The sequence below is a fragment of the Bradyrhizobium sp. USDA 3262 genome (assembly GCF_054060035.1).
Genome location: NZ_JBSSCT010000001.1, coordinates 5,553,278 through 5,575,810, shown reverse-complemented (window position 1 = coordinate 5,575,810; position 22,533 = coordinate 5,553,278). Strand labels below are relative to the sequence as shown.

General features: G+C 65.9%; 22 protein-coding genes. 11 read left to right on the top strand and 11 right to left on the bottom strand.

Annotated features, from left to right (window positions below):
• Positions 1-36 precede the first annotated feature (36 nt).
• Both ACVWYP_RS26090 and ACVWYP_RS26085 read right to left on the bottom strand, forming a co-directional pair.
• On the bottom strand, positions 37-441 hold the full coding sequence (locus ACVWYP_RS26090; protein WP_304495383.1) for a (R)-mandelonitrile lyase: 405 nt from the start codon (positions 439-441) through the stop codon (positions 37-39).
• A gap of 23 nt (positions 442-464) precedes the next feature.
• The gene (locus ACVWYP_RS26085) at positions 465-1,163 is read right to left on the bottom strand and encodes a ribonuclease activity regulator RraA (protein WP_304495382.1); all 699 of its coding nucleotides are present in this window, start codon (positions 1,161-1,163) and stop codon (positions 465-467) included.
• Between the two features lie 211 nt (positions 1,164-1,374).
• On the opposite strand from ACVWYP_RS26085, the gene pxpB reads away from it, so the two are divergent.
• From pxpB to ACVWYP_RS26065, 4 genes are all read left to right on the top strand, one after another.
• A complete protein-coding gene (gene pxpB, locus ACVWYP_RS26080) occupies positions 1,375-2,106 on the top strand; it encodes a 5-oxoprolinase subunit PxpB (protein ID WP_304495381.1) in 732 nt (243 codons plus the stop codon).
• Positions 2,103-3,137, top strand: coding sequence for a 5-oxoprolinase subunit C family protein (locus ACVWYP_RS26075; protein ID WP_304495380.1), 1,035 nt, complete (start codon positions 2,103-2,105; stop codon positions 3,135-3,137). Before pxpB ends, ACVWYP_RS26075 begins: the two co-directional genes overlap by 4 nt.
• A 30-nt stretch (positions 3,138-3,167) precedes the next feature.
• Positions 3,168-3,941, top strand: coding sequence for a LamB/YcsF family protein (locus ACVWYP_RS26070; RefSeq protein ID WP_057018693.1), 774 nt, complete (start codon positions 3,168-3,170; stop codon positions 3,939-3,941).
• Positions 3,942-4,091: 150 nt separating this feature from the next.
• A complete protein-coding gene (locus ACVWYP_RS26065; protein ID WP_304495379.1) occupies positions 4,092-4,496 on the top strand; it encodes a hypothetical protein in 405 nt (134 codons plus the stop codon).
• A 74-nt stretch (positions 4,497-4,570) separates the two neighbouring features.
• Here ACVWYP_RS26065 and ACVWYP_RS26060 read toward each other — a convergent pair whose 3' ends face one another.
• From ACVWYP_RS26060 to ACVWYP_RS26050, 3 genes are all read right to left on the bottom strand, one after another.
• Positions 4,571-4,723: a hypothetical protein gene (locus ACVWYP_RS26060; protein WP_016844408.1), complete on the bottom strand. Its 153-nt coding sequence runs from the start codon at positions 4,721-4,723 to the stop codon at positions 4,571-4,573.
• A 250-nt stretch (positions 4,724-4,973) separates the two neighbouring features.
• A complete protein-coding gene (locus tag ACVWYP_RS26055) occupies positions 4,974-6,131 on the bottom strand; it encodes a CmpA/NrtA family ABC transporter substrate-binding protein (RefSeq protein WP_304495378.1) in 1,158 nt (385 codons plus the stop codon).
• Positions 6,128-6,718, bottom strand: a complete 591-nt coding sequence (locus ACVWYP_RS26050) for an ANTAR domain-containing response regulator (RefSeq protein WP_018271619.1) — start codon at positions 6,716-6,718, stop codon at positions 6,128-6,130. Before ACVWYP_RS26050 ends, ACVWYP_RS26055 begins: the two co-directional genes overlap by 4 nt.
• A 120-nt stretch (positions 6,719-6,838) precedes the next feature.
• On the opposite strand from ACVWYP_RS26050, the gene rimO reads away from it, so the two are divergent.
• Entirely contained in the window at positions 6,839-8,164 is a 1,326-nt protein-coding gene (gene rimO / locus ACVWYP_RS26045) for a 30S ribosomal protein S12 methylthiotransferase RimO (protein ID WP_304495377.1), read from the top strand.
• A 235-nt stretch (positions 8,165-8,399) separates the two neighbouring features.
• The gene (locus tag ACVWYP_RS26040; RefSeq protein WP_304495376.1) at positions 8,400-9,596 is read left to right on the top strand and encodes an acetylornithine transaminase; all 1,197 of its coding nucleotides are present in this window, start codon (positions 8,400-8,402) and stop codon (positions 9,594-9,596) included.
• Positions 9,597-9,694: 98 nt separating this feature from the next.
• On the opposite strand, the gene ACVWYP_RS26035 is transcribed toward ACVWYP_RS26040, so the two are convergent.
• The 3 genes from ACVWYP_RS26035 to pcsA all read right to left on the bottom strand — a co-directional run bounded on the left by ACVWYP_RS26035 (position 9,695) and on the right by pcsA (position 12,279).
• Positions 9,695-10,669, bottom strand: coding sequence for a quinone oxidoreductase family protein (locus tag ACVWYP_RS26035; RefSeq protein ID WP_026192759.1), 975 nt, complete (start codon positions 10,667-10,669; stop codon positions 9,695-9,697).
• Between the two features lie 159 nt (positions 10,670-10,828).
• Positions 10,829-11,554: a TerC family protein gene (locus ACVWYP_RS26030; RefSeq protein WP_304495375.1), complete on the bottom strand. Its 726-nt coding sequence runs from the start codon at positions 11,552-11,554 to the stop codon at positions 10,829-10,831.
• Positions 11,551-12,279 (bottom strand): phosphatidylcholine synthase, encoded by a 729-nt coding sequence (gene pcsA, locus ACVWYP_RS26025; RefSeq protein ID WP_304495374.1) that lies wholly within the window; start codon positions 12,277-12,279, stop codon positions 11,551-11,553. The genes ACVWYP_RS26030 and pcsA overlap by 4 nt, the downstream gene beginning before the upstream one ends.
• A gap of 133 nt (positions 12,280-12,412) precedes the next feature.
• Between pcsA and ACVWYP_RS26020 the strand changes: the two genes are divergently transcribed.
• Entirely contained in the window at positions 12,413-13,597 is a 1,185-nt protein-coding gene (locus ACVWYP_RS26020; protein ID WP_304495373.1) for a UbiH/UbiF family hydroxylase, read from the top strand.
• A 12-nt stretch (positions 13,598-13,609) separates the two neighbouring features.
• Here the strand turns inward: ACVWYP_RS26020 and ACVWYP_RS26015 are convergent, their stop codons facing one another.
• A complete protein-coding gene (locus ACVWYP_RS26015; protein ID WP_016845765.1) occupies positions 13,610-14,563 on the bottom strand; it encodes an AEC family transporter in 954 nt (317 codons plus the stop codon).
• Between the two features lie 121 nt (positions 14,564-14,684).
• On the opposite strand from ACVWYP_RS26015, the gene hspQ reads away from it, so the two are divergent.
• Complete coding sequence (gene hspQ / locus ACVWYP_RS26010; RefSeq protein WP_021081543.1) at positions 14,685-15,017, top strand: heat shock protein HspQ; 333 nt, start codon at positions 14,685-14,687, stop codon at positions 15,015-15,017.
• 47 nt (positions 15,018-15,064) lie between these two features.
• On the opposite strand, the gene ACVWYP_RS26005 is transcribed toward hspQ, so the two are convergent.
• Both ACVWYP_RS26005 and ACVWYP_RS26000 read right to left on the bottom strand, forming a co-directional pair.
• Positions 15,065-16,339: an MFS transporter gene (locus tag ACVWYP_RS26005; protein WP_304495372.1), complete on the bottom strand. Its 1,275-nt coding sequence runs from the start codon at positions 16,337-16,339 to the stop codon at positions 15,065-15,067.
• 342 nt (positions 16,340-16,681) lie between these two features.
• Positions 16,682-17,512 carry an invasion associated locus B family protein gene (locus ACVWYP_RS26000; protein ID WP_028340693.1) on the bottom strand — a complete coding sequence of 277 codons (831 nt, stop codon included), beginning with the start codon at positions 17,510-17,512 and terminating at the stop codon, positions 16,682-16,684.
• 322 nt (positions 17,513-17,834) lie between these two features.
• On the opposite strand from ACVWYP_RS26000, the gene ACVWYP_RS25995 reads away from it, so the two are divergent.
• The 3 genes from ACVWYP_RS25995 (at position 17,835) to ACVWYP_RS25985 (ending at position 22,532) form a co-directional block, all read left to right on the top strand.
• Entirely contained in the window at positions 17,835-19,616 is a 1,782-nt protein-coding gene (locus tag ACVWYP_RS25995) for an extracellular solute-binding protein (RefSeq protein WP_304495371.1), read from the top strand.
• Between the two features lie 28 nt (positions 19,617-19,644).
• Positions 19,645-21,198: an AMP-binding protein gene (locus ACVWYP_RS25990; RefSeq protein ID WP_304495370.1), complete on the top strand. Its 1,554-nt coding sequence runs from the start codon at positions 19,645-19,647 to the stop codon at positions 21,196-21,198.
• Positions 21,199-21,305: 107 nt separating this feature from the next.
• The gene (locus tag ACVWYP_RS25985) at positions 21,306-22,532 is read left to right on the top strand and encodes a GGDEF domain-containing protein (protein ID WP_304495369.1); all 1,227 of its coding nucleotides are present in this window, start codon (positions 21,306-21,308) and stop codon (positions 22,530-22,532) included.
• Position 22,533 lies beyond the last annotated feature (1 nt).

The following is a 22,533-nucleotide window of genomic DNA, read 5'->3' as shown; positions in this document are numbered from 1 at the left end:
AGCGGGGCCTTCCTTTGTGCTAGCAACTACGGCTGCTCAGCCGACCCTGCCGTTGTATTCCTCGTCGGTGACGTGTTCCATCCAGGTCGAATAGACGCCATCGAGCGCCTCCTGCATGGCGATGTGGGTCATGCTGTTGTCCGGCGAGGCCCCGTGCCAGTGCTTCTCGTTCGGCGGAATCCAGACGACATCGCCGGGACGAATCTCCCTGATCGGGCCGCCCTTGGCCTGCACGCGCCCGATGCCGGAGATCACATAGAGCGTCTGTCCGAGCGGATGAGTGTGCCAGGCGGTACGTGCGCCGGGCTCGAACGACACGCGCGAGGCGTTGAGCCGCGCCGGCGCAGGCGCCATGTTGATCGGGTCCTGCAACACCGTGCCGGTAAAATTCTCCTTCGGCGCGCGGCGGGTCGGCCGCGAGCCAGAAACGTGGATGTCCATGGGGTTACCTCCCTTTCTTGACGTTATTTCTTGGTGGCGGCGTAGCGCGCCTTGGTCTCAGCATTCATCGGATACAGGCCGGGCAGCTGGGCGCCATTGTTCACCTCATTGACGATCCAGGCTTCCATCCGTTCCTGCTCCGGCCCCTCGGCCAGCACGTGATCGAGGAACGCCTGCGGGATCAGCACCGCGCCGTCCTGGTCGGCCACCACCACGTCGTTCGGGAATACGGCAACGCCGCCGCAGCCAATCGGTTCGCCCCAGCCGACGAAAGTCAGACCTGCAACTGACGGCGGAGCCGCGTAGCCGTCGCACCACACCGGCAGGCCGGTGCCGAGCACCCCCTCGAGGTCGCGCACCACGCCGTCGGTGATCAGCGCCGTCACCCCGCGCTTGACCATGCGGGCGCAGAGGATGTCGCCGAAAATGCCGGCATCGGTGATGCCCATGGCGTCGACTACGGCAATGCAGCCCGTCGGCATCGCCTCGATCGCGGTGCGGGTCGAGATCGGCGACGACCAGGATTCCGGCGTCGCCAGATCCTCACGGGCCGGCACGAAGCGCAGCGTGAAGGCCGGTCCGACCAGCCGCTTCTGCCCCGGCTTCAGCGGCTTGGTGCCGCGCATCCAGATGTTGCGCAGGCCCTTCTTGAGCAGGACGGTCGTGATGGTGGCGGTGGACACATGCGACAGCGTCGCGATCGCTTCGGCGGACAGTGACATCTCGAAAGAGTGCTCCGATGGAGGAAAAGACCGGTGCATGTTGCCGGGCAAAGGCCTTGCGTCAAGGGCTGCGCGAAAAAGCTGCGATCATCCAAATTTATCGCCGGCATGCCGATTAATTTATTGAAGTTGCTGCATCATTTTGCACGAAGCGAATTCCGTTTTATCTCGAAACACGCTAGCTTGATGGCTGACGACAGCGCTTGACCCAATGGCCGAACCCTTAAGTCCTCCCCGCCTTTTGCCGAGTGGCGACAGCGCCATCACGGTGGAATTCAGCCGCACCATCGATGACGCCGCCAACCGGCGGGTGCTGGCGCTCGACCGCGTGATATCCGCCGAGCCGATCGCCGGCATCACCGAGACCGTGCCGACCTACCGGTCGCTGCTGGTGCATTACGACCCCATCCAGATCACTTTCGATGCGCTCGGCGAGCAACTGCTGGCACGCGCCGCCAAGGCGCCGCCGACCGAGACCGGAACGCGGCGCTGGCGTATCCCGGTGACCTATGGCGGCGAGCACGGCATCGATCTCGAGGATGTCGCGAAGGCGCTCCAAACCACGCCCGACCAGATCGTGGCCCGCCATGTCGCCGGCGACTATCGCGTCGCCATGATCGGCTTCACGCCGGGCTGGTCCTATCTCAGCGGACTGGAGAAGTTCCTGCACATGCCCCGGCGCAAGGATCCGCGGCTCCTGACCCCGGCCGGCACCATTTCGATCGGCGGCATCCAGACCGGCGTGCAGTGCCTGGCCGGCCCGAGCGGCTGGCACCTGCTCGGCCGCACGCCAGTTCGAACCTACCAGTTGCATCGCGATCCGACCTTCCTGCTCGAGCCGGGCGACGCCATCACCTTCAACGCAGTCGACGCCAAGACGTTTGCCGAACAGGACCGCGCCGCCGAGGCCGGCGAGTTCGTCGCTGAACTGGTGACGCCATGAGCAAGCTCGTCGTCACCTCGATCGGCCCGGCAAGCTCGGTGCAGGACGCTGGTCGTCCGGGCTCGCAGCGCTACGGTCTCGTGCCGAGCGGTGCGATGGACCGGCTTGCGCTGGCCGCCGCCAATACGCTGGTCGGCAACGACCTGTTCGCCGCCGCGGTCGAGATCGGCCCGTTCGGTGCCAGCTTCACCGCGCGCGGCAGCGCGGTGCGTGTCGCCCTCGCCGGCGCGTCGCGCAATGCGGATATCGGCGGCCGGCCGGTCGCGTTCGACAGCTCGGCGACGCTCGCCGAAGGTGAGACGCTCACTCTCGGCTTTGCCCGCAGCGGCTCGTTCAGCTATCTCGCGATCGAGCACGGCATCGAAGGCGAGCCGATGTTCGGCAGCCTCGCCGTCAACGCCCGCGCCGGACTCGGCAGCCCCTACCCGCGGCCGCTGCAAAGCGGCGACGAGTTGACGACGCAGGCCGCGAGCGGCGCGCCCGAACGCCGCATCGAATTGCCGGCCGCGACCGATGCGCCGATCCGCATCGTGTTCGGCCCGCAGGATGACGAGTTCGCCGAGGACCACAAGAAGCTGTTGGTCGACAGCGAGTGGAGGATCTCGGCGACCAGCGACCGCATGGGCTATCGCCTCGAAGGTCCCGTCATCAAGCATCTCGACGGCCACAACATCGTCTCCGACGGCACCGTGAACGGCAGCATCCAGGTGCCCGGCAACGGCCAGCCGATCGTGCTGATGCCGGACCGCGGCACCAGCGGCGGCTATCCGAAGATCGCAACCGTGATCACGGCCGATTTCGGCCGCTTCGCGCAGATCTCGGCCGGCCGGCCGTTCCGCTTCAAGGCGGTGACGATGGCGGAAGCGCAGGCCGAGGCGATCAAGTTCCACGAGCTGCTGCGTTCCCTGCCCGACCGCCTCCGCGGCATTGAGGACTTTGGTCTCAACATCGAAGCGCTGCGGGATGCGAATGTCGCGGGTCAGGCCGTCAACGCCGTCGATGTGTCGACCTGGCAAGTTGCGCTACCCTGAATCTGTACAACAACAGACGGATCGATCGTCATGACCTCAACCATCGACCTCAATTGCGATCTCGGCGAAAGCTTTGGCCCCTGGGAAATGGGCAATGATGCCGCGATGATCGAGCTTGCGACCTCGGTCAACGTTGCCTGCGGCTTTCATGCCGGCGACGCCGACATCATGCGCAAGACGGTCGAGCTGGCGAAGGCGCGCGGCGTCAGCGTCGGCGCCCATCCCGGCTATCGCGACCTGCACGGCTTTGGCCGCCGCCCGATGCCGGGACTGACGTCCTCGGAGATCGAGAACCTGATCGCCTATCAGATCGGCGCCCTGCAGGCGATTGCGACCGCGGCCGGCCACAAGGTCACCCATGTGAAGGCCCATGGCGCGATTTCCAACGTCGCCTGCGAGGACGACATGACCGCAAGGGCGATCGCCAATGCGATCAAGGCGGTCGACCCGAACCTGATTTTCGTGGTGCTGGCGAATTCGAAACTGGTGCGTGCCGGCGAGGCTGCCAATCTGCGCATGGCGCATGAGGTGTTCGCCGACCGCGCCTATGAGGACGATGGCAACCTGGTGTCGCGCAAGAAGCCCGGCGCGGTGCTGCACGATCCCAAGGCGATCGCCGATCGTGTGGTGCGGATGGTGCAGGACGGCGCGGTCGTCTCGGTCACCGGCAAGGTGATCAAAATGCAGACCGATACCGTCTGCATCCACGGCGACACGCGCGGTGCCGTCGAGATTGCGCGCGGCCTGCGCGAGGCGCTGAAGCAGGCGGGCATCACCGTTGCGCCGTTCAAGACCGCGCACTGAGCCGCGAATGCATCGATCAGAAAAGGGCCGGCCGCGCGCCGGCCCTTTTAGATTCCGTTAAGAGTCTTCTTAAACCCAAACTTGCCGTTTGATTGTTAGGTGCAGCTTCCGAGCCTTTGATTGTCCTCTTAGGAAATTGGGTACGAAAGCATGTTCCGCACCAGCCTCTCCCTCACCATCGCCGCGGTTACTACCGCCGCTTTCACCAGCGCGGCATCCGCCGGCTGCAACAGCTGCTATACGCCGCCGCCGCAGCCGTGCACGACCTGCTATCAGGTGCAGAGCGTGCCGCCGCAATATCGCACGGTGCAGGAAACCGTAATGGTGGCGCCGGGCCGCGTCGTCGCACATCGCACGCCGGCGCAGTACCGCACCGTGATGGTGCCGAAGACGGTGATGGTCGCGCCCGAAGGCGTCGCCTATGAGCGCATCCCGCCGCAATACGCCACTCAGGAGCGCGTGCAGATGGTCTCGCCGGGCTATTCCTATTATGCGCCGGTTCAGCCGACCTGCAACACCTGCGGCGGCGGCTACGGATACGGTTACGGCTACTGAGCTGCCAGCATCCACCCAACACAAAGCCGCCGCCTGAGGATATCAGGCAGCGGCTTTTGAATGTTCCGAAGCGCCTAGAACGGGTGGACGGACAGCGTGCCGAACACGATGGCCGCGATCACTGCAAAGGCGCTGTACAGCGCTGCCGTGTGAATTCCGGTCCCGGACTTCCGTGAAATGTTTCGCGCGTAAAGGTGCAGGCGGGCTTCCGCCGATAGCTCGCGCATGGTCGATCTCCAACGCCCCATTCTCGGGCATATGGAATATCGTTCGCGGGCGGATTCAAGCGGGCGGCAAAAATAGCGATGCCGCCGCCTTCGGGAACCCGGTTCCGAGAGGAATATTCCTCCTCGCGCGCTCGACCGAGAATCCTATTCGCTGCAATTCGAGGCGTCGGGAACCCGCACCAGTCCCGCACTAACCAAAATCTCGAAAACAACCCCATGCAAAGTAGCCGGAGGCGGAGTTGCGTCGCGCTCAGGCCTTCCAGCGCCCGATCTTGAACGCCGCCAGATGCCCGGGAACGTCGCTCGGGTCGAACGGCGGGCCGGCGAACGCCCCAATGGCACTGGAGGCGCCGGCCGGGCGCCCCGATGCAGCGTCGTAGAGGTCGGGCCTGAACACGGCCATGGCGGTCTTCAGCGCCTCCGGCCGGTACGGCGCCTGGGCCCAGCGAACCATCTGCGCATAGAGCCAGGCCGCTTGCCCCGGATCAGGCCGCGCCGCGGCCTCTCGCCCGACCAGCAGATAGCGATTGCTCTCGCGCATGGTGCCGTCGGGCGAGATCTTCAGGTGGCCATCGAGCGTGCGCTGGATGACACTGGCATCGACGCCGATCCGCTCGGGCTGCGCCAGGATGCGCGCGACCTCGGACCGGTTCTCGGGCCGCTCGATGAACTCCACGGCGCGCAGATGTGCACGCACCAGCGCCGCCACGATACCGGGATGCTTCTCCGACCAGCTCTGCCGCACCGCCAGCACCTTTTCCACCGCGCTAAGCAGGATGTCGGAGACGAAATGCAGGATGTGGCCGATGCCGAGATCGACCGCGATCGAATTCCAGGGCGCGCCGACGCAGAACGCGTCGACATGGCCGTTGGCGAGGCTGTCGACCATGTAGGGCGGCGGCAGCACCACGAGCTGGACGTCCTCGTCGGGATCGACGCCGCCGGCGGCCATCCAGAACCGCAACTGGTAATTGTGGGTCGAGAACGGGAAGGTCATGCCGAAGGTCAACGGCTCCGCCCCGCTCTTGCGCCGCTTGGCCACCACGCGGGCGAGCGCCTGTGCGGTTGCCATCGGATCGAAGCGGTCGCCGTCGAGCTCTTCCATCAGCGCGGCGTGCAGCGCCGGCGATACCGTGATGGCATTGCCGTTGAGCCCGAGATTGAAGGGCGCCGCGATCGGCACCTTGACGTGGCCGAGCCCGAGGCTCGAGGCGATCGCCACCGGCGCCAGCAGATGGGCGGCGTCGAACAGGCCGATATTGAGCTTGTCGCGGACGTTCGACCACGACACTTCCCGCACCAGCGTGACGTCGAGGCCTTCGGCCGTGGCAAATCCCTTGTCGACGGCAACGATCAGCGCGGCAGCGTCGACCAGCGGAATGAACCCGATGCGCAACGGTGTGGTCATTTCAGGAGCTCCGACGCCGTCAGGATCGATTGCGCGATCTCGCCGATCTTCTTTTTCTCGCGCATCGCGGTCGAGCGCATCAACACATAGGCCTCCTCCTCGGTCAGCCCCTTCACCTTCATCAGGATGCCCTTGGCGCGGTCGATCACCTTGCGCTCCTCCAACGCATGCTTGGTGCGATCGAGCTCGTCCTGCAATTTGGAGAAGGCATTGAAGCGCGACACGCAGAGATCGAGGATCGGTTTCATCCGCTCCTTCTTGAGGCCATCGACGATGTAGGCCGAGACGCCCGCCTCCACCGAGGCCTGGATCGAGGCAGCATCGCTCTGATCGACGAACATCGCGATCGGCCGGCGGACCGCACGGCTGACCTGGAACATTTGTTCCAGCACGTCGCGGCTGGGATTCTCGAGGTCGATGACGATGATCTCGGGGTCGAGCGCATAGATCCGCGAGAGCAGGCTCTGCATCTCGCTGATATGGACCACGTCCGTATAGCCGGCCTCCCGCAGCCCCTCCTCCAGGATGGCTGCGCGGATCGGGCTCTCGTCGACTATGACGATCTTGGGAGACGACTCAGCGCTCATCGACGACTCTTAAGGACCCGGCAAGGCCATCCATATCATGCCGGAAGCCCCGGGAAAGGGTTGTAATTCTCGGCAATTGGGACTAGCTCCTGCCCTTCAATCAGGCAGATTTGGGAAGATATGCAAGAGGCCGCCTCGCCGAAAGTGAGCTTTGTGTCCTTGGGGTGCCCCAAGGCGCTGGTCGATTCCGAGCGCATCATCACCCGGCTGCGCGCGGAAGGCTATGAGCTGGCGCGCAAGCATGACGGCGCCGACATCGTCATCGTCAACACCTGCGGCTTCCTCGACAGCGCCAAGCAGGAATCGCTCGCCGCGATCGGCGAGGCCATGGCCGAGAACGGCAAGGTCATCGTCACCGGCTGCATGGGCGCCGAGCCGGAGCAGATCGAGAGCGCCTATCCCGGCGTGCTCTCGATCACGGGGCCGCAGCAATATGAGAGCGTGCTGGACGCCGTGCACCGCGCGCTGCCGCCGGCGCACAATCCGCATATCGACCTGGTGCCGCCGCAAGGCGTCAAGCTGACGCCGCGGCACTACGCCTATCTGAAGGTTTCCGAAGGCTGCAACAACCGCTGCAGCTTCTGCATCATCCCGAAGCTGCGCGGCGATCTGGTGTCGCGGCCGGCCAATGACGTGCTGCGCGAGGCCGAGAAGCTGGTGAAGGCCGGCGTCAAGGAATTGCTGGTCATCTCGCAGGACACCTCGGCCTATGGCGTCGACCTGAAATACGCCGAGAGCCCCTGGCAGGATCGCAGCGTCCGCGCGAAATTCTTCGATCTCGCCAAGGAGCTCGGCGAGCTCGGCGCCTGGGTACGGCTGCAATATGTCTACCCCTACCCGCATGTCGACGAGGTCATTGGCCTGATGACCGAGGGCAAGGTGCTGCCCTATCTCGACATCCCGTTCCAACATGCGAGCCCGGACGTGCTGCGTGCGATGAAGCGCCCGGCCGCGCAGGAGAAGACGCTGGCGCGGATCCAGAAATGGCGCGAGCAGTGCCCCGAGCTGACGCTACGCTCGACCTTCATCGTCGGCTTCCCCGGCGAGACCGATTCCGATTTCGCCTATCTGCTCGACTGGCTCGATGAAGCCGGGATCGACCGCCTCGGCTGCTTCAAATACGAGCCGGTCGCCGGCGCCACGTCGAACGCGATCGGCAATGCCGTGCCCGACGAGGTCAAGCAGGAGCGCTGGAATGCGCTGATGGCCCGCCAGCAGAAGATTTCAACGAAGCGCCTGAAGCGCAAGGTCGGCACCCGCCAGCAGGTCATCATCGACGAGGTCGGTCCGACGGTGGCGAAGGGCCGGTCAAAGGCCGACGCGCCTGAGATCGACGGCGCCGTCTACCTCACCAGCCGCCGCCCGCTGAAGGTCGGCGAGATCGTCACCGCCAAGATCGAGCGCTCCGACGAATACGACCTGCACGGCAGCGTCGCGGGATTCTGACGCTTGACACGTTCCGGCGTTCGGCTGTATGGCCGTGCGCCATGAAGCTGAACCGGACCCACCGCCGCGCCATCTGCCGTCGTCGCACCCGCGACGATGCTGGGCTGCGCCGTGTCCGACGCCATCGCTGATCTTATAAATCAGCCAAGGTTTTCGAGAAGGCCGCGCCCCCAAAGCGCGGCCTTCTCGCTTTTCGGCCTGCCCTTTCCCAACACCGACCCCAGAGGAGAACGACATGACCAACGCTACCCCTCCGTTCGATGCGCTGATGGACATCACCGCGCGCCCCGAGGTCGTGTTCGTGCGCGGCGCCGGCTCGTATTTGTGGGACAGCAACCGCAACCGCTATCTCGATTTCGTGCAGGGCTGGGCCGTGAATCCCCTCGGCCACTCGCCGGTGATCGTGGCCGACGCACTGGCCGCGCAGGCCAGACGGCTGCTCACGCCAAGCCCCGCGTTCTACAACGAGCAGAGCCTGAAACTGGCAAAGCTGCTGGTCGACAACAGCTGCTTCGACCAGGTGTTCTTTGCCAATTCGGGCGCGGAGGCCAATGAAGGCGCGATCAAGCTCGCGCGGAAATTCGGCGCCAAGTACAAGAACGGCGCCCACGAGATCATCACCTTCGAAGGCGGCTTCCACGGCCGCACGCTCGCGACCATGTCGGCCTCGGGCAAGAAGGCGTTCGAGCCGCTGTTCGAGCCGAAGGTCTCGGGCTTCCGCAAGGCCCGGCTGAACGACATCGAGTCGGTGCGAAAGTTGATCTCGTCGTCGACGGTCGCGGTCATGCTGGAGCCGATCCAGGGCGAGGCCGGCGTCTGGCCCGCGACGGATGAGTTTTTGAAGGAGTTGCGCGCGCTGACCCAGCAGCGCGGCCTGCTGCTCATTGTCGACGAGATCCAGACCGGCATCGGCCGGACCGGAAGGCTGTTCGGCTATCAGCACGCCGGGATCGAGCCCGACATCATGACGCTCGGCAAGGGCATCGGCGGCGGCGTGCCGCTCGCGGCCCTGCTCGCGACCGAGCATGCCTCGTGCTTCGATCACGGCGATCAGGGCGGCACCTTCAACGGCAATCCGCTGATGTGCGCCGCGGGGCTTGTCGTGCTCGATCAGGTCGGCAAGCCCGATTTTCTGAAATCGGTTGTCGATGCCGGTCTTTTGCTCGAGCGCGAATTGCAGCGGCTGTCGTCGCGGCATGGGCTCGGCGAGATCCGGGGCCGCGGCCTCCTGCTGGCGCTCGATCTCAAGATGCCGATCGGCGCGGCCGTCGTCGCCGAGGCGTTCGCGTCCGGCGTGCTGATCAACTCACCACAGCCGGACACGCTGCGCTTCATGCCGGCGCTCAACGTGACGCGGGAGGAGATTTCCCTGGTCATCGACTGCCTGGATACGGTGTTGACCAAGGTCGGCGCTGCGCGCCGGGTGGCGTAGTCGCGACCACCCCGTCATTCCGGGGCGATGCGCAGCATCGAACCCGGAATCTCGAGATTCCGGGTTCACGCTTCGCGTGCCCCGGAATGACGATCTACTTACGGCCGCAGGATCGCCGCGCCCGTGGTCGCCCTGCTCTCCAGGTCGATATGCGCCTTGGCGGCGTCCTTGAGCGCATAGGCGTGGTTGATCGGCACGTGCAGCTTGCCGTTGATCACGGCGGCGAACAGCGTGTCGGCGCCTTCGAGCAATTCCTTGCGGGTGCCGACATAGTCGTTGAGCTTGGGCCGCGTCGCGAACAGCGAGCCGTGGTTGTTGAGCTCGGCGAGCGGGAACGGCGGCACCGGACCCGACGCGTTGCCGAAGGAGACGAACAGGCCGCGCGGCCTGAGGCAGGACAGCGATCCCGGGAACGTGGTCTTGCCGACGCCGTCATAGACGACGTCGCAGAGCTCGCCACGGCTGATCTGCTTGACGCGTTCGACGAAGTTCTCCTCGTTGTAGAGAATGACGTGATCGCAGCCATTGGCGAGCGCGAGATCGGCCTTCGCCTTCGAGCCGACGGTGCCGATGACATGGGCGCCGAGTGCCCGCGCCCATTGGCAGGCGAGCAGCCCGATGCCGCCCGCCGCGGCGTGGATCAGCACGCGATGGCCCTGCTCGACCTTGAAGGTCTTGTGCAGAAGGTACCAGACCGTGAGCCCCTTGAGCATCAGCACGGCGCCCTGCTCGTAGGTGATGTGGTCGGGCAGTTTGACGAGCTTGTCGGCCGGGATGACGCGCTCGGACGCGTAGCCGCCGAGATTGTAGTAATAAGCGACGCGATCGCCGGGGTGGAAATTGGTCACCCCCGGACCCACGGCCAGGACCTCGCCTGCGGCCTCATTGCCGGCGATGAACGGCAGGCCGGGCGCCTTGTAGAGGCCGGTGCGGAAATAGACGTCGATGAAATTCAGACCGACCGCATGCTGGCGGATCCGGACCTCGCCGGTCCCCGGCGCGCCCACCTCGACGTCCTCATAGGTCAGGACTTCCGGGCCCCCCACCTGGTGCACGCGCACAGCCTTGGTCATGTCGTCGCTCCCCTCAGATATCAGCGTCAAGCGAGCGAATGCCATCGCGGCCGGCTTGTCAACCAAGCGGGCCGGAACCGGCTACGGCATGATCCGGAAAAGCGCCAAGCGGCTTTCCCTCGCGACCAACGCGCAGCGTTGGCGCGGAGACAATGCCCATTAGCGCGCCGGCTTCCTGCGGTTGCGCTTGGCCATGACGTTGAACGCCTCGACGGCGGCCGAGAAGGCAATCGCGAAATAGATGTAGCCGCGCGGAATGTGGAATTTGAATCCGTCGGCCACCAGCGCCACGCCGATCAGCACCAGGAAGGCCAGCGCCAACATCTTGGTGGTCGGATGCTCCGCGACAAAACGCGCCACCGGTCCCGACGAGATGTACATGATGGCGCAGGCGATCACCACCGCAGCGACCATGATCTCGATGTCCTGCGCCATGCCGATCGCGGTGATGATCGAGTCCAGCGAGAACACCAGGTCGATGATGATGATCTGCACGATCACCCAGAAGAACGCGCTGGCACTCGGCCTGTCGTCGGCTTCCGCCTCGCGCGCCTCGACCTCGCCGTGGATCTCGTGGGTCGCTTTCGCGATCAGGAACAGGCCGCCGCCGATCAGGATGATGTCGCGCCACGACAGCTCGACATCCCTGACTGATATCACCGGTTGCGTCAGCCCGATCAGCCAGACCAGGATCGAGAGCAGCAGAATGCGGAACACCAGCGCCAGCAGCAGGCCGATCTGCCGCGCGCGCTTGGCCTGTGCCGGCGGGATCCGCGACACGATCACCGACAGGAAAATCACGTTGTCGATGCCGAGCACGATCTCGAGCGCAGTCAGGGTCAACAGCGCCGCCCAGGCTTCCGGGCTGGTGATCAATTGCATCATGCTCTGAAGGCTTTCATCCGGCGGATCACGGTATCGCTGCCGATGATGTAGGCGGCGATGGCGCAGAGCCCGAAGGTGATCGGAGCTCCCACCACGAAGTCGTTGGCGAGCGTGTACATGCCGAGCAGCGCCCATGCGAAGAGCAGCCACAGCGTCAGCCAGCGCAGCCGCACCACACGCAGCGGGTGCAGCACGTGGAACGGCGCGAAGGTCAGCGCGATCAGGGCCGCGACCACGATCGTCGACAGCACCGGCGGCAGGTGCAGCAGGAACAGATAGAACGCCGCCGCATTCCACAGCGCCGGGAAGCCGCGGAAATGGTTGTCATCGGCCTTCATGCGGCGGTCGGCGAAATACAGCGCGCTGGAGACCACGATGCCGATGCCGAGGATCGGCGCGGCCAGCGGCAGCAGCATGCCGCTCGCGGTGATCGCATAGGCCGGCACGAACACATAGGTGACGAAATCAACCACCAGGTCGAGCACCTCGCCCGACCAGTTCGGCTGTAGCCGCACCACGTCGAGCCGGCGCGCCAGCGGGCCGTCGATCCCGTCGATGATCAGCGCGACCCCGAGCCAGGCGAACATGTTGGCCCAGTGCTCGCGCACCGCCTCCAGCATCGCCAGCAGCGCCACTCCGGCACCGAGCGCCGTGAAAATATGAACGGAGAATGCGGCGGTCCGCATCCGTTCTGGCAACGCATCGGGCTGGCTCGAATGCTCCATCGGCCGAAGTGCTATCAGGAATCGGACCGGTTTGCATATGCGGTCTTGCGGCGTTCCGCCGCGCAAAGCGTTGGAAACTCTTGGTGGTTAGCGATGGCTTGAAAATCGGGCCAAGCATGTCAAATGTCCTGATATGATCGACAGCTCGCTGGATTATGACGTTATCGTAATTGGCGGCGGTCCGGCCGGATTGACGGCTGCGATTGCCCTTGCCGACGCCGGTGCGCGGACCGCGCTGCTGGCGCGCCGCGCGCCCTATGCCGACAACCGGACCACCGCGCTGCTCGGTGCCTCGACCGATATCCTGGACCGGCTCGACGTCTGGCGGCGCTGCAGCGACCGAGCGGCGGCGCTCAAGACCATGCGCCTCGTCGACGACACCGGCCGCCTGATCCGTGCGCCCGAGGTGCGCTTCTCCTCCGACGAGATCGGCCGCGAGCAATTCGGCTTTAATATCGACAACCGCTCACTGGTCGCGGCGCTCGAGGACCGCGCCGGAGAACTGTCCGCGCTGACGCGGTTCGACGATGAAGCCGCCTCGGTGCGGCCGGACGATGCCACGATCACCGTGGTGACGCGGCAGGGCCAGTCGCTTCAGGCCCGGCTCGTGGTCGGTGCCGACGGGCGCAATTCATTGTCCCGCGAGGCCGCCGGCATCGAGGTGACGAGCCGCGACCTCGGGCAGTCCGCCCTCACCTTCAACATCACCCATACCCGCCCGCACCACAACATCTCGACCGAGTTCCACACCGAGCACGGCCCCTGCGTGTTCGTGCCGCTCAGCGGCGTCAGAAGCAGCGTGGTGTGGGTCTCGGCACCCAAGGAGGCCGAACGGCTGATGGCACTCGGCGACGACGAATTGTCCCTCGCCGCCGAGCGGCAATCGCATTCGATCCTCGGCCGCGTCGAAGTCCAGGGCGGCCGTCACGTGTTTCCGCTGGCGATCGAGCGGCCGCGGCAATTCGCCAAGGACCGGATCGCGTTGGTCGGGGAATCCGCCCATGTGCTGCCGCCGATCGGCGCGCAGGGCCTCAACATGGGACTGCGCGATGCCGCCGATATCGCCGAGATCACGGGGCAGGCGATCGGTCGTGGCGAAGATCCCGGCGCGCCCAATGTGCTGTGGCGCTACCAAGCGGCGCGGCGCCCCGATGTCGCCAGCCGGACCTGGGCGATCGACATCGCCAACCGGTCGCTGCTGAGCGATTTCCTGGGCATGCAGACGGCGCGTGCTGCCGGCCTGCATCTGCTCGGCGCATTCGGCCCGTTGCGGCGACTAGCGATGCGCGAGGGCCTCGCGCCGTCGTGGCGGCGGTGAGAACGGCGTACGTTAAGGAAACACCAGCCGTCCGCTCTGGATGAACCACATCACGCTGGTCAGCGTGACCACCGAGGCGAAGGTGCCGATCAGCACCGCGACCGACGCCGGCTCGATCCAGGTGTCGTTCTGCCGTGCGATCACGAACACGTTGAGCGCCGGCGGCAGCGAGGCCATCAGCACCGCTGTCGCAGCCCAAGGCTGCGCGAACGGGCCGAACAGCAGCATCAGGCCGAACGCCAGCAGCGGATGGATCAAAAGCTTGATCGCGACCACGCCCGGGACCTCCCACGGCACCCGCTCGAACGGCCGCAGCGCCACCGTGATGCCGAGCACGAACAGCGCCGTCGGCGCGGCGGCGTTTTCCAGGAACTGGATGGTGCGATCGAGCGCGACCGGGATCGGGATGTGAAACGCCGCGACCAGCGCCCCGAACACGGCCGACATGATCAGCGGGTTCTGCACGATCTGCCGCAGCACCACGCCAAGTGCGTGCAGCAGCGAGGGATGGTCGCGGTCGGTGAGCTCGATCAAGAGCGGCACGATCGAGAACAGGAAGATGCTGTCGCAGCAGAAGATCAGCGCGGTCGGCGCCGCGGCCTTGGCACCGAGCACGGCGAGCGCGAGGCCAGGCCCCATGTAACCGATATTGCCGTAGGCGCCCGACAGGCCGGCCAGCGTCGCCTCGCGCAGCGTGAGCCCGCCGATCACCTTGCCCGCGACCATCGCCAGGAAGAACGCGAGCACGGTTCCGAGCGTGGTGGCGATCAGGAATGGCGGGTTGTTCAGCTCCGCAAACGGCGTCTTGGACATGATCCCGAACAGCAGCGCCGGCAACGAAACGTAAAGCAGGAAGAAATTCATCCAGGCGAGCCCGCTCTCGGGCAAACCCTTGGCCTTGCCGCACGCGTAACCGATGAAGATCAAGCCGAAATACGGCAACGCCAGATTGAGGATATCGATCATTCTGAAAGTAGTTTCTCGGCCGGATTTCGGGTCGTTTTTGCAGGGCTGGAATCGGTAAAGCGCGGGTTAATTCGGACCTTAGCCCCTAGCATCGGCCACAATGTTGGTCTATCGACGAGCCATGATCAAAGCGCGCACCGCCAAGTTTCAGATCGGGCAGATCGTCCGTCACCGGGTGTTCTCCTTCCGGGGCGTGATTTTTGATATCGACCCGGAGTTCAACAACACCGAGGAATGGTGGCTGTCGATCCCCGAGGACATGCGGCCCCACAAGGACCAGCCGTTCTACCATCTGCTCGCGGAAAACTCGGAGACCGAGTACGTCGCCTATGTCTCGGAGCAGAACCTCCTGCCCGACGAGTCCGGCGAGCCGATCCGGCATTCGCAGGTGGCGGAGATCTTCATCAAGGACAAATCGGGCGGCTACCGTCCGCGCAACCCGTCGCTGAACTGAGCTTCGGCGGCGCTCCGGCGAATGCCACCGCGTTCGCGCTGCCACGCTCACACCCCCTCGCGCCTGGCCAAGACAACCGCGATCGCCCAGACGGCAAAGCCCGCCAGCGCCAGCCCCGCGCCGACGAGGCCGGTCGACGTCCAGCCATAACCCGCGGCAACCGCCATTCCGCCGAGCCACGGACCCAGCGCATTGGCGACGTTGAAGGCGGAATGGTTGAGCGCGGCGGCGAGGCTCTGCGCCTCGCCCGCGACGTCCATCAGGCGGGTCTGCAACACGGTGGCGAGCGCCCCGCCCAGCCCGATCAGGAACACGTCGGCGGTCAGCGTCCAGAAATTTCCGGCCGCCAGCGGATACAGCGCGAGCGTCGCCGCCGACCATAGCAGGAGCCCGCCTGCGGTTGCCATCAGCGCGCGGTCGGCAAAGCGCGGCACGATGATGTTGCCGGCGGTGAGGCCGGCGCCGAACACGCACAGCGTGACCGGCACCAGCGCCGGCGACGAGTGGGTTACCGCCAGCATGGTCGACGCCAGATAGGTGTAGACCGAGAACAGCCCGCCGAAACCAATGGCGCCGATCGCCAGCGTCAGCCAGACATGCTTGCGCCCGAGTGCCGACAGTTCACGCAGCGGGCTCGCCTTGCTGTTGGCGGCATCACGCGGGGCGAAGATCAGGACCAGGATCGCGGTCAGGAGCGCGAGGCCGGCAACGATCGCGAAGGCCCAGCGCCAGCCGATGGCCTGCCCGACCCCGTTGGCGAGCGGAACGCCGATCGTCGTCGCGACGGTGAGCCCCAGCAGCACGCGGCCGACGGCCGCCGTGCGCCTGTCCATTGGGACCAGCGAGGCTGCGACCAGCATGGCGATGCCGAAATAGGCGCCGTGCGGCAGCCCCGCCATGAAGCGCAGCGCCAGCATGGTGTGATAATCGGGCGCGAGGCCCGAAAGGCCGTTCATCAGCGCGAAGAAGCCCATCAGCGCGATCAGCAGCGTCCGCCGCGTCATGCGCGCCGACAGCACCGCGATGACCGGCGCACCGACGACGACGCCGAGCGCGTAGGCGCTGATCGCGTGGCCGGCCTGGGGCTCGCTGACGTGCAGATCGTGGGCGAAGAACGGCAAGAGGCTCATGGTCGCGAATTCGGCGATGCCGATCGCGAACCCGCCCATCGCCAGCGCGAGATGGACGATGCCGGGATGAAAGTTACCGGGGGCGTTATCCTGGCTGACGCGAACGCCAGCATCGACCGACGCACCGCCGGTCGGCCGTTCCGGAGGCCGGGAGCGCGGTTCGCGCCGCTGCGTGCTGACTTGCTGGGACATAGCGCGACTTCCGTGACTGCGAACGGCGGCCAGGATTCGCGGAAGAACCACGCGCAGATTTGCGCATCGAAGGCGCGCTGTCCGCGCTTTCGTCTGGCCTCCCGTATCGGATTTATGATTGTACTTCGACGCCGGACCTGTCCGGACGAGGCACCCACGATGCGCGCTCATCGCGCGACGCAATCGAAGCACCCTTCGATGACCATCGCACACGATCTGCCCGATCACCAGCGCAGCAGGCTGCCAGCAGCCAGTCTGTTTCGCATGACAAAAAAAGGCGCCCTTCCGGGCGCCTTTTGATCGCGATGATCTCGCGTTTTCTTGAACGCGAGATTGAAGTGTTTACTTGGCCGCCGGATTGGCTGGTGCCGGAGCCTGCGCAGAGCCACCGCCCGCGCCTTCCAGCTTCTTGCGCTGCTCTTCGGCGCGCTTCTGCAACTCTTCCTGCAGCTTCTTCGAGTTTTCCTCGAACACCTTCGGATCGGTCGGCGGGCCGTCATAGGCCTTGGCGAATTCGGTGTTGAGCGGCAGCGGCAGCGTCAGCGGCGCGCCGTTCGAATTGATCGCCTGGACCACGAGGTTCTGGCCCTTCTTCATGTTGGCGATCAGCTCGGGCGTCGCTTCATAGTCGGACATGCAGCCGTTCTGGAAGCAGATCACATAGGGCGCCTGCTGCGGCGGGTTGCCGTCGACGATGATGCGGGTGCCGTGCACGAGCTGCATGCCGAGCGGCAGCGTGACGCGCAGGATCTTCTTCGGCTCGCCTTCCGGCTCGATGATCACGGCGGCAATCACCGGCTGGCCGGACTCGATGCGGCCGTCCTTGCCGGTGAAGCAGACCTGCTTGGCGTTGGCTTCCTGGCCCTTCAGGCAGAACTTGGTCCAGGGGGCGTAGATCAGCTGGATCTGCTGATCCTGCGCCGGCGGCTGGGCGGCCGCAGCGGGCGGCTGGCCGGCGGCCGGTGCTTGGGCGGGCGCCTGGGCTGCCGGAGCCTTCGGAGCTGCCTTGGGTGCCGCCTTGGGCGCAGCCTTCGGTGCCGCAGGCGCCGGCGCTGCCGGCTGCTGGGCCCGAGCGGCAGGAACCAGGAGCGCTGCAGAGAATGCCGTCGCCGCCATCAGGGCAACAATTCGCCCATGCGGCCGGACCGGGGCGGCCAAGATACGGAAATTCATTGCGGAAAACCCTTTCTGAACGGAAGCCCGAAACCGCTGCAGGCGCCGACACATAGCCGTTTGGGCGGCTGTCTCCTAGTCAATTGAGGCGGATACGTGACAGGCGTTCCCGCCTTCGAATTGCACGCCTTCAATACAGCGGCGCGCGGAAAGATCAATGCCGACAAGCGTATTTGCGCCCATCTCCCGGCGGGTTTCAGCGGCCTGTGATAAACCTCCGGACGTGACGTTTCGCGAATCAAATCCGGCGCCTCACGCACGTGTTCCCGGGCACACTTGGCGCGCCGCATTGGCCGCGATCTGGCTGGTCTTGGGATTGTTGATGAGCGGGCTGGCCCCTGCGGCGGCCGCCGAGAGCCACGCGATCGCGATGCATCGCGCCCCCGCGCTGCCACCCGACTTTACCCACCTGCCCTATGCCAATCCCGACGCTCCCAAGGGCGGCCGCCTGATCCAGGGTGTGATCGGCACCTTCGACAGCCTCAATCCGATGATCATCAGGGGCGTCGCCGTGCCGCAGGTCAGGGGCTACGGCTATGAGCGCGGTTATGTCTACGAAAGCCTGATGGCGCGGGGCAACAACGAGCCGTTCACGCTGTACGGCCTGCTCGCGCGCAGCGTCGAGACCGACGACGCCAGAAGCTATGTGACGTTCCACATCGATCCCCGCGCCCGCTTCTCGGACGGCCAGCCGGTACTCGCCGACGACGTGCTGTTCTCGTTGGCGCTGCTGCGCGACCACGGCCGTCCGATGCACCGTCAGTATTATTCGAAAGTCGCAAAGGCCGAGGCGCTCGACCCGCTCACGGTCCGGTTCGATTTCGGCGGCGTGGCGGATCGCGAATTGCCGCTGATCCTCGGCCTGATGCCGATCCTGCCGCGGCACGCCATCGAACCGGAAAAATTCGAGGAAACAACCTTGGCGCCGCCGATCGGGTCCGGCCCCTACCGCGTGACGGCGGTCAAGCCCGGCGCCAGCGTCACCTTCACGCGTGATCCCAATTATTGGGGCCGCGATCTGCCCATCAACCTCGGCCTCTGGAACTTCGACGAGATCAGGCTCGATTACTACCGCGAGGCCAACGGCATGTTCGAGGCCTTCAAGCGCGGGCTGTATGATTTCCGGACCGAGACCGAGCCGCTGCGCTGGCACGACGGCTATGACTTCCCGGCGGCGCGCAACGGCGAGGTGATCCGCGACACCATCAAGATCGGCACGCCGCGGCCGTCCGAATTCCTGGTGTTCAACAGCCGGCGGCTGAAATTTGCCGACCTGCGGGTGCGTCAGGCACTGGCGATGCTGTTCGATTTCGAATGGGTCAACCGCAACTACTATTTCGGACTGTTCTCGCGCGCCGGCGGTTTCTTCGCCGGATCGGATCTGTCCGCCTATGGCCGTCCCGCTGACGATCGCGAGCGCGAGCTGCTCAAGCCATACCTGTCGCACATCCAGCCCGATATCCTCGACGGCCGCTATCGTCTGCCGGTCACCGACGGGTCGGGACGCGACCGCAGCCTTCTGCGCAGTGCGCTCGCGCTGCTCGCCGAGGCGGGCTACGCGCTCGACGGCACCGTCCTGAAGCAACGGTCGACAGGGACGCCGCTGCGCATCGAGATCCTGGTGACGACGCGCGAGCATGAGCGGATCGCCCTCGCCTATCAGCGTGACCTGAAGCGGGCCGGCATCGAAGCCACTGTGCGGGTGGTCGACGCGGTGCAGTTCGAGCAGCGCCGGGTCGGCTATGACTTCGACATGATCCCCATCCGCTGGGACCAGTCGCTGTCGCCCGGCAACGAGCAGTGGTTCTACTGGGGCAGCCAGGCCGCCGATGTGCCAGGCACAAGGAACTACATGGGCGCCAAGAATCCCGCCATCGATGCCATGATCGCGGCGTTGCTCGCGGCGCACGAGCGGCCGGCCTTCGTCTCGGCGGTACGGGCGCTGGACCGGTCCCTGATGTCGGGCTTCTACGCTATCCCCCTATTTAACTTGGGAGAGCAATGGATCGCGCGCTGGAATCGGATAGAACGGCCTTCGACCACGGCGTTGACGGGCTACCTGCCGGAGACCTGGTGGCAGAAGCCCGGCACGCAATCCAGATGATTTGCCGAGTGATGCGACCCGACGCGGCATGATCTGGTCCGACCGAAGCGATGCAACCGACGTTGAACCCGTGAACCAGTCGATCACCTCGCCAACGCTCGATACCCTGTTCAAGCGCACTTTGGCGCGGCAGCCCGAGGCGCTGGCGCTGGTCGACCCGCTCAACAAGCAGCGCATCACCGGACAGACCCGCAAGCGCCTGACCTATGCCCAGGCCGATCGCGCGATCTCGGCGATCGCCGCCCACTTCGTCCAGAGCGGATTGCCGGCCAACACGGTGATCGCCGTGCAGCTGCCCGGCACGGTTGAATTCGCCCTCACGGTCCTCGCCGCCCATCGGGTAGGCTTGGTGGTGGTGCCGCTGCCGCTGCTGTGGCGGCAGGCCGAGCTGACGTCCGTGCTCAACCGCACCGCGGCGCGGGCGATCGTCAGCTGCGGCCGGATCGACGGCGTCTCCTATGCCGACATCGCCATGAACGCCGCGGCGGAAGCCTTCTCGATCCGCCATGTCTGCGGCTTCGGCACCGATCTGCCCGAAGGCATGGCCTCGCTCGACCAGGCGATCCTGGAGGACACCCGGGCCTCACGCCCGATGATCGAGGACGGCCGCAAGCCGGCGCTGATCTCGTTCGACGTCACCAGTGAAGGTTTGCGTCCGGTGCCGCGGGCGCATTTCGGCCTGATTGCCGGCGGACTCGCTATGTCGCTGGAGAGCGATCTGCCGCCAGGCGCCACCATCATGTCGGCGTTCGCGCCGATGTCGTTCGCCGGCATCTGCGCGTCGCTGGTGACCTGGCTGCTGTCGGGCGGAACGCTGGTGCTGCACCACCCGTTCGACGAGGACGCGTTCGAGACCCAGTTCAACGAGCACGGCTGCAATACGCTGATCGCGCCGGCGCAGCTCGCGCTGCGGCTCGACGAGCGCGGCCTGTCGGAGCGCCTGCCCAGCCTGCGCAACGTGATCGGCCTCTGGCGTACGCCGGAGCAAGTTGCCTCCAGTGCGCATTGGACCTCGCGGCCGGTGACCATGACCGACGTCTATCTGTTCGGCGAGGCCGGGCTGTTCGGCGCCCGCCGCACCGGCGAGGACGGATCGCCGGCCCTGATCAAGCCGGGGCCGCACAGCGCGCCGCGCGAAGCGCCCGGCGCATCGATCGCCGGCGAGATCCTGCTGACGCCGAAGGGCACGCTCGGCCTGCGCGGTCCGATGGTGCCGGTCGCCGCCTATGCGCCGCCGCCTCCGCCCGGCGACAGCCTGATCGCGCCGCCGCCGCGCGATTTCGTCGACACCGAATATGCCGCACGGGTCGATCGCGCGACCGGGGCCATCAACATCACCGCGCCGCCGTCGGGGGTGATGACGGTCGGCGGCTACCGCTTCCTCGCCCAGGAGCTGCAGGAGTGGTCGCGCCGCCTCGGCCAGGGTGCGCTGCTCACGGCATTACCGGACCGTCTCAGCGGCCACCGCCTGGCCGGACGGGCGCAGGACAATGCGCGCGCCCGCGACGCCCTCACAGAACTTGGGCTTAACCCCTTGATGGTCGAAGCATTTCGCGACCGTGGTGGCGCCGGACTGAGTTAAAATCTTATCATTGCGTTAGTCTTATCATTGTGTTGACGCTGCATTAAGCCATGCGAACTAGCATCGCAGCCGTTTGCTGATCTTAAGCATTGGTTTCGAGCGTTCGAATGTCCCAACAAGGTCCGGTCCTCATCGTATCGGCGTCGACAAGGCCGTCGTTCGCCGCAGTCCTCGATGAGACGAAACTGTTCCCGGTCGTGGTCAGCGACTGGAACGAGGTCGGACGGGCCATCGAGCAGGTCAAGCCGGCAGCGATCATCGCGGCCGCCGAGGGCGTCGACTTCGTCACCCTGTCGGGTCTCGCCAAGCGCGCCGCCGCCCGCGCGCCGTATCTGCCGCTGATCGCGGTCGATCCTGCGACCACCCTGCCCGACACCGTGATCGCATTCTTCCAGAACAAGGGTCTGCCGGATCGGCTGGTCGCCCGGCTCAATGCGTCCTTACGCGTTCGCGGCCTGCATGCAACCGTGATGCGCCGCCTGGTGCCGCCGGCACCGATCGCCCTGTCTGACATCGATCCGATCGGAGAGGCCACCGCGCTGTTGATCGGCCGCGGCGGCGCCTACCCGACGCTGTCGGTCGCGCTCGGCGAACGCGCCGGCGTGGTCGGCGCGCTCAGCATCGAGGCCGCCGCCAAGCATCTCTCGAGCCGCGATATCGACGGCATCGTGCTGGCGGAAGGATTCACGCCGCGGGTGATGGATGCGTTCCTGACCGTGCTGACCGAGGATGTCCGCTTCCGCCCGTTGCCCGTGATCGTCGCCTCGGGCGAACTGACGCCGCGATACGAGCTGCCCAATCTCGAGATCGTCACGGCCGGACCGACCCGCATCGCCGACATGGCGCTGCCGATGATCCGCCAGCACGCCTTCGAGGCGCGGCTCGGCCGCATGCTGAAGGCGATCGACGCCAAGGGCCTGATCGATGCCCGCACCGGCCTGCTCACCAAGGCCGCGTTCGAGCGCGACTTCGCCACCGCCGTCTACCAGACCGCCGAGCGCGGCGGCGCGCTCTCGGTGGCGCGCTTCACCTTCGACGACACGCAGCCGCGTGCGCAATTCGACGGCGCGCGGATCATCAGCCGGCTGATGCGCCAGGCCGATTTCGGCGCGGTGCACGACGACCGCTCGCTGGTCGTGGCATTCGCCGGCACCGACCTGCGCAACGCGCAAGCGATCACGCGGCGATTGGCGAGCGTCATGCGGCACACCCAGAACGGCCGCCGCGATGCCCGCTCCGAGCCTGCCGTCAGCGTCGCAACGCTGATGCCGGGCGATTCCGCGATCTCCTTGCTCGGACGCCTGTTCGGAGCGCCGGAGCGCGCGGCGTCGTAAG

Coding starts and splice junctions, on each gene's coding strand:
- ACVWYP_RS26085 (WP_304495382.1), bottom strand. CDS start 1,163: ATGTCACTGTCCGCCGAAGCGATCGCGACGCTGTCGCATGTGTCCACC.
- ACVWYP_RS26015 (WP_016845765.1), bottom strand. CDS start 14,563: ATGATCGATATCCTCAATCTGGCGTTGCCGTATTTCGGCTTGATCTTC.
- ACVWYP_RS26000 (WP_028340693.1), bottom strand. CDS start 17,512: ATGAATTTCCGTATCTTGGCCGCCCCGGTCCGGCCGCATGGGCGAATT.
- ACVWYP_RS26030 (WP_304495375.1), bottom strand. CDS start 11,554: ATGATGCAATTGATCACCAGCCCGGAAGCCTGGGCGGCGCTGTTGACC.
- ACVWYP_RS26065 (WP_304495379.1), top strand. CDS start 4,092: ATGTTCCGCACCAGCCTCTCCCTCACCATCGCCGCGGTTACTACCGCC.
- ACVWYP_RS26060 (WP_016844408.1), bottom strand. CDS start 4,723: ATGCGCGAGCTATCGGCGGAAGCCCGCCTGCACCTTTACGCGCGAAAC.
- ACVWYP_RS26040 (WP_304495376.1), top strand. CDS start 8,400: ATGACCAACGCTACCCCTCCGTTCGATGCGCTGATGGACATCACCGCG.
- ACVWYP_RS26055 (WP_304495378.1), bottom strand. CDS start 6,131: ATGACCACACCGTTGCGCATCGGGTTCATTCCGCTGGTCGACGCTGCC.
- ACVWYP_RS26050 (WP_018271619.1), bottom strand. CDS start 6,718: ATGAGCGCTGAGTCGTCTCCCAAGATCGTCATAGTCGACGAGAGCCCG.
- hspQ (WP_021081543.1), top strand. CDS start 14,685: ATGATCAAAGCGCGCACCGCCAAGTTTCAGATCGGGCAGATCGTCCGT.
- ACVWYP_RS26005 (WP_304495372.1), bottom strand. CDS start 16,339: ATGTCCCAGCAAGTCAGCACGCAGCGGCGCGAACCGCGCTCCCGGCCT.
- ACVWYP_RS26070 (WP_057018693.1), top strand. CDS start 3,168: ATGACCTCAACCATCGACCTCAATTGCGATCTCGGCGAAAGCTTTGGC.
- pcsA (WP_304495374.1), bottom strand. CDS start 12,279: ATGGAGCATTCGAGCCAGCCCGATGCGTTGCCAGAACGGATGCGGACC.
- ACVWYP_RS26035 (WP_026192759.1), bottom strand. CDS start 10,669: ATGACCAAGGCTGTGCGCGTGCACCAGGTGGGGGGCCCGGAAGTCCTG.
- pxpB (WP_304495381.1), top strand. CDS start 1,375: ATGGCCGAACCCTTAAGTCCTCCCCGCCTTTTGCCGAGTGGCGACAGC.
- ACVWYP_RS25985 (WP_304495369.1), top strand. CDS start 21,306: ATGTCCCAACAAGGTCCGGTCCTCATCGTATCGGCGTCGACAAGGCCG.
- ACVWYP_RS26090 (WP_304495383.1), bottom strand. CDS start 441: ATGGACATCCACGTTTCTGGCTCGCGGCCGACCCGCCGCGCGCCGAAG.
- ACVWYP_RS26075 (WP_304495380.1), top strand. CDS start 2,103: ATGAGCAAGCTCGTCGTCACCTCGATCGGCCCGGCAAGCTCGGTGCAG.
- ACVWYP_RS25990 (WP_304495370.1), top strand. CDS start 19,645: ATGATCTGGTCCGACCGAAGCGATGCAACCGACGTTGAACCCGTGAAC.
- rimO (WP_304495377.1), top strand. CDS start 6,839: ATGCAAGAGGCCGCCTCGCCGAAAGTGAGCTTTGTGTCCTTGGGGTGC.
- ACVWYP_RS25995 (WP_304495371.1), top strand. CDS start 17,835: ATGAGCGGGCTGGCCCCTGCGGCGGCCGCCGAGAGCCACGCGATCGCG.
- ACVWYP_RS26020 (WP_304495373.1), top strand. CDS start 12,413: ATGATCGACAGCTCGCTGGATTATGACGTTATCGTAATTGGCGGCGGT.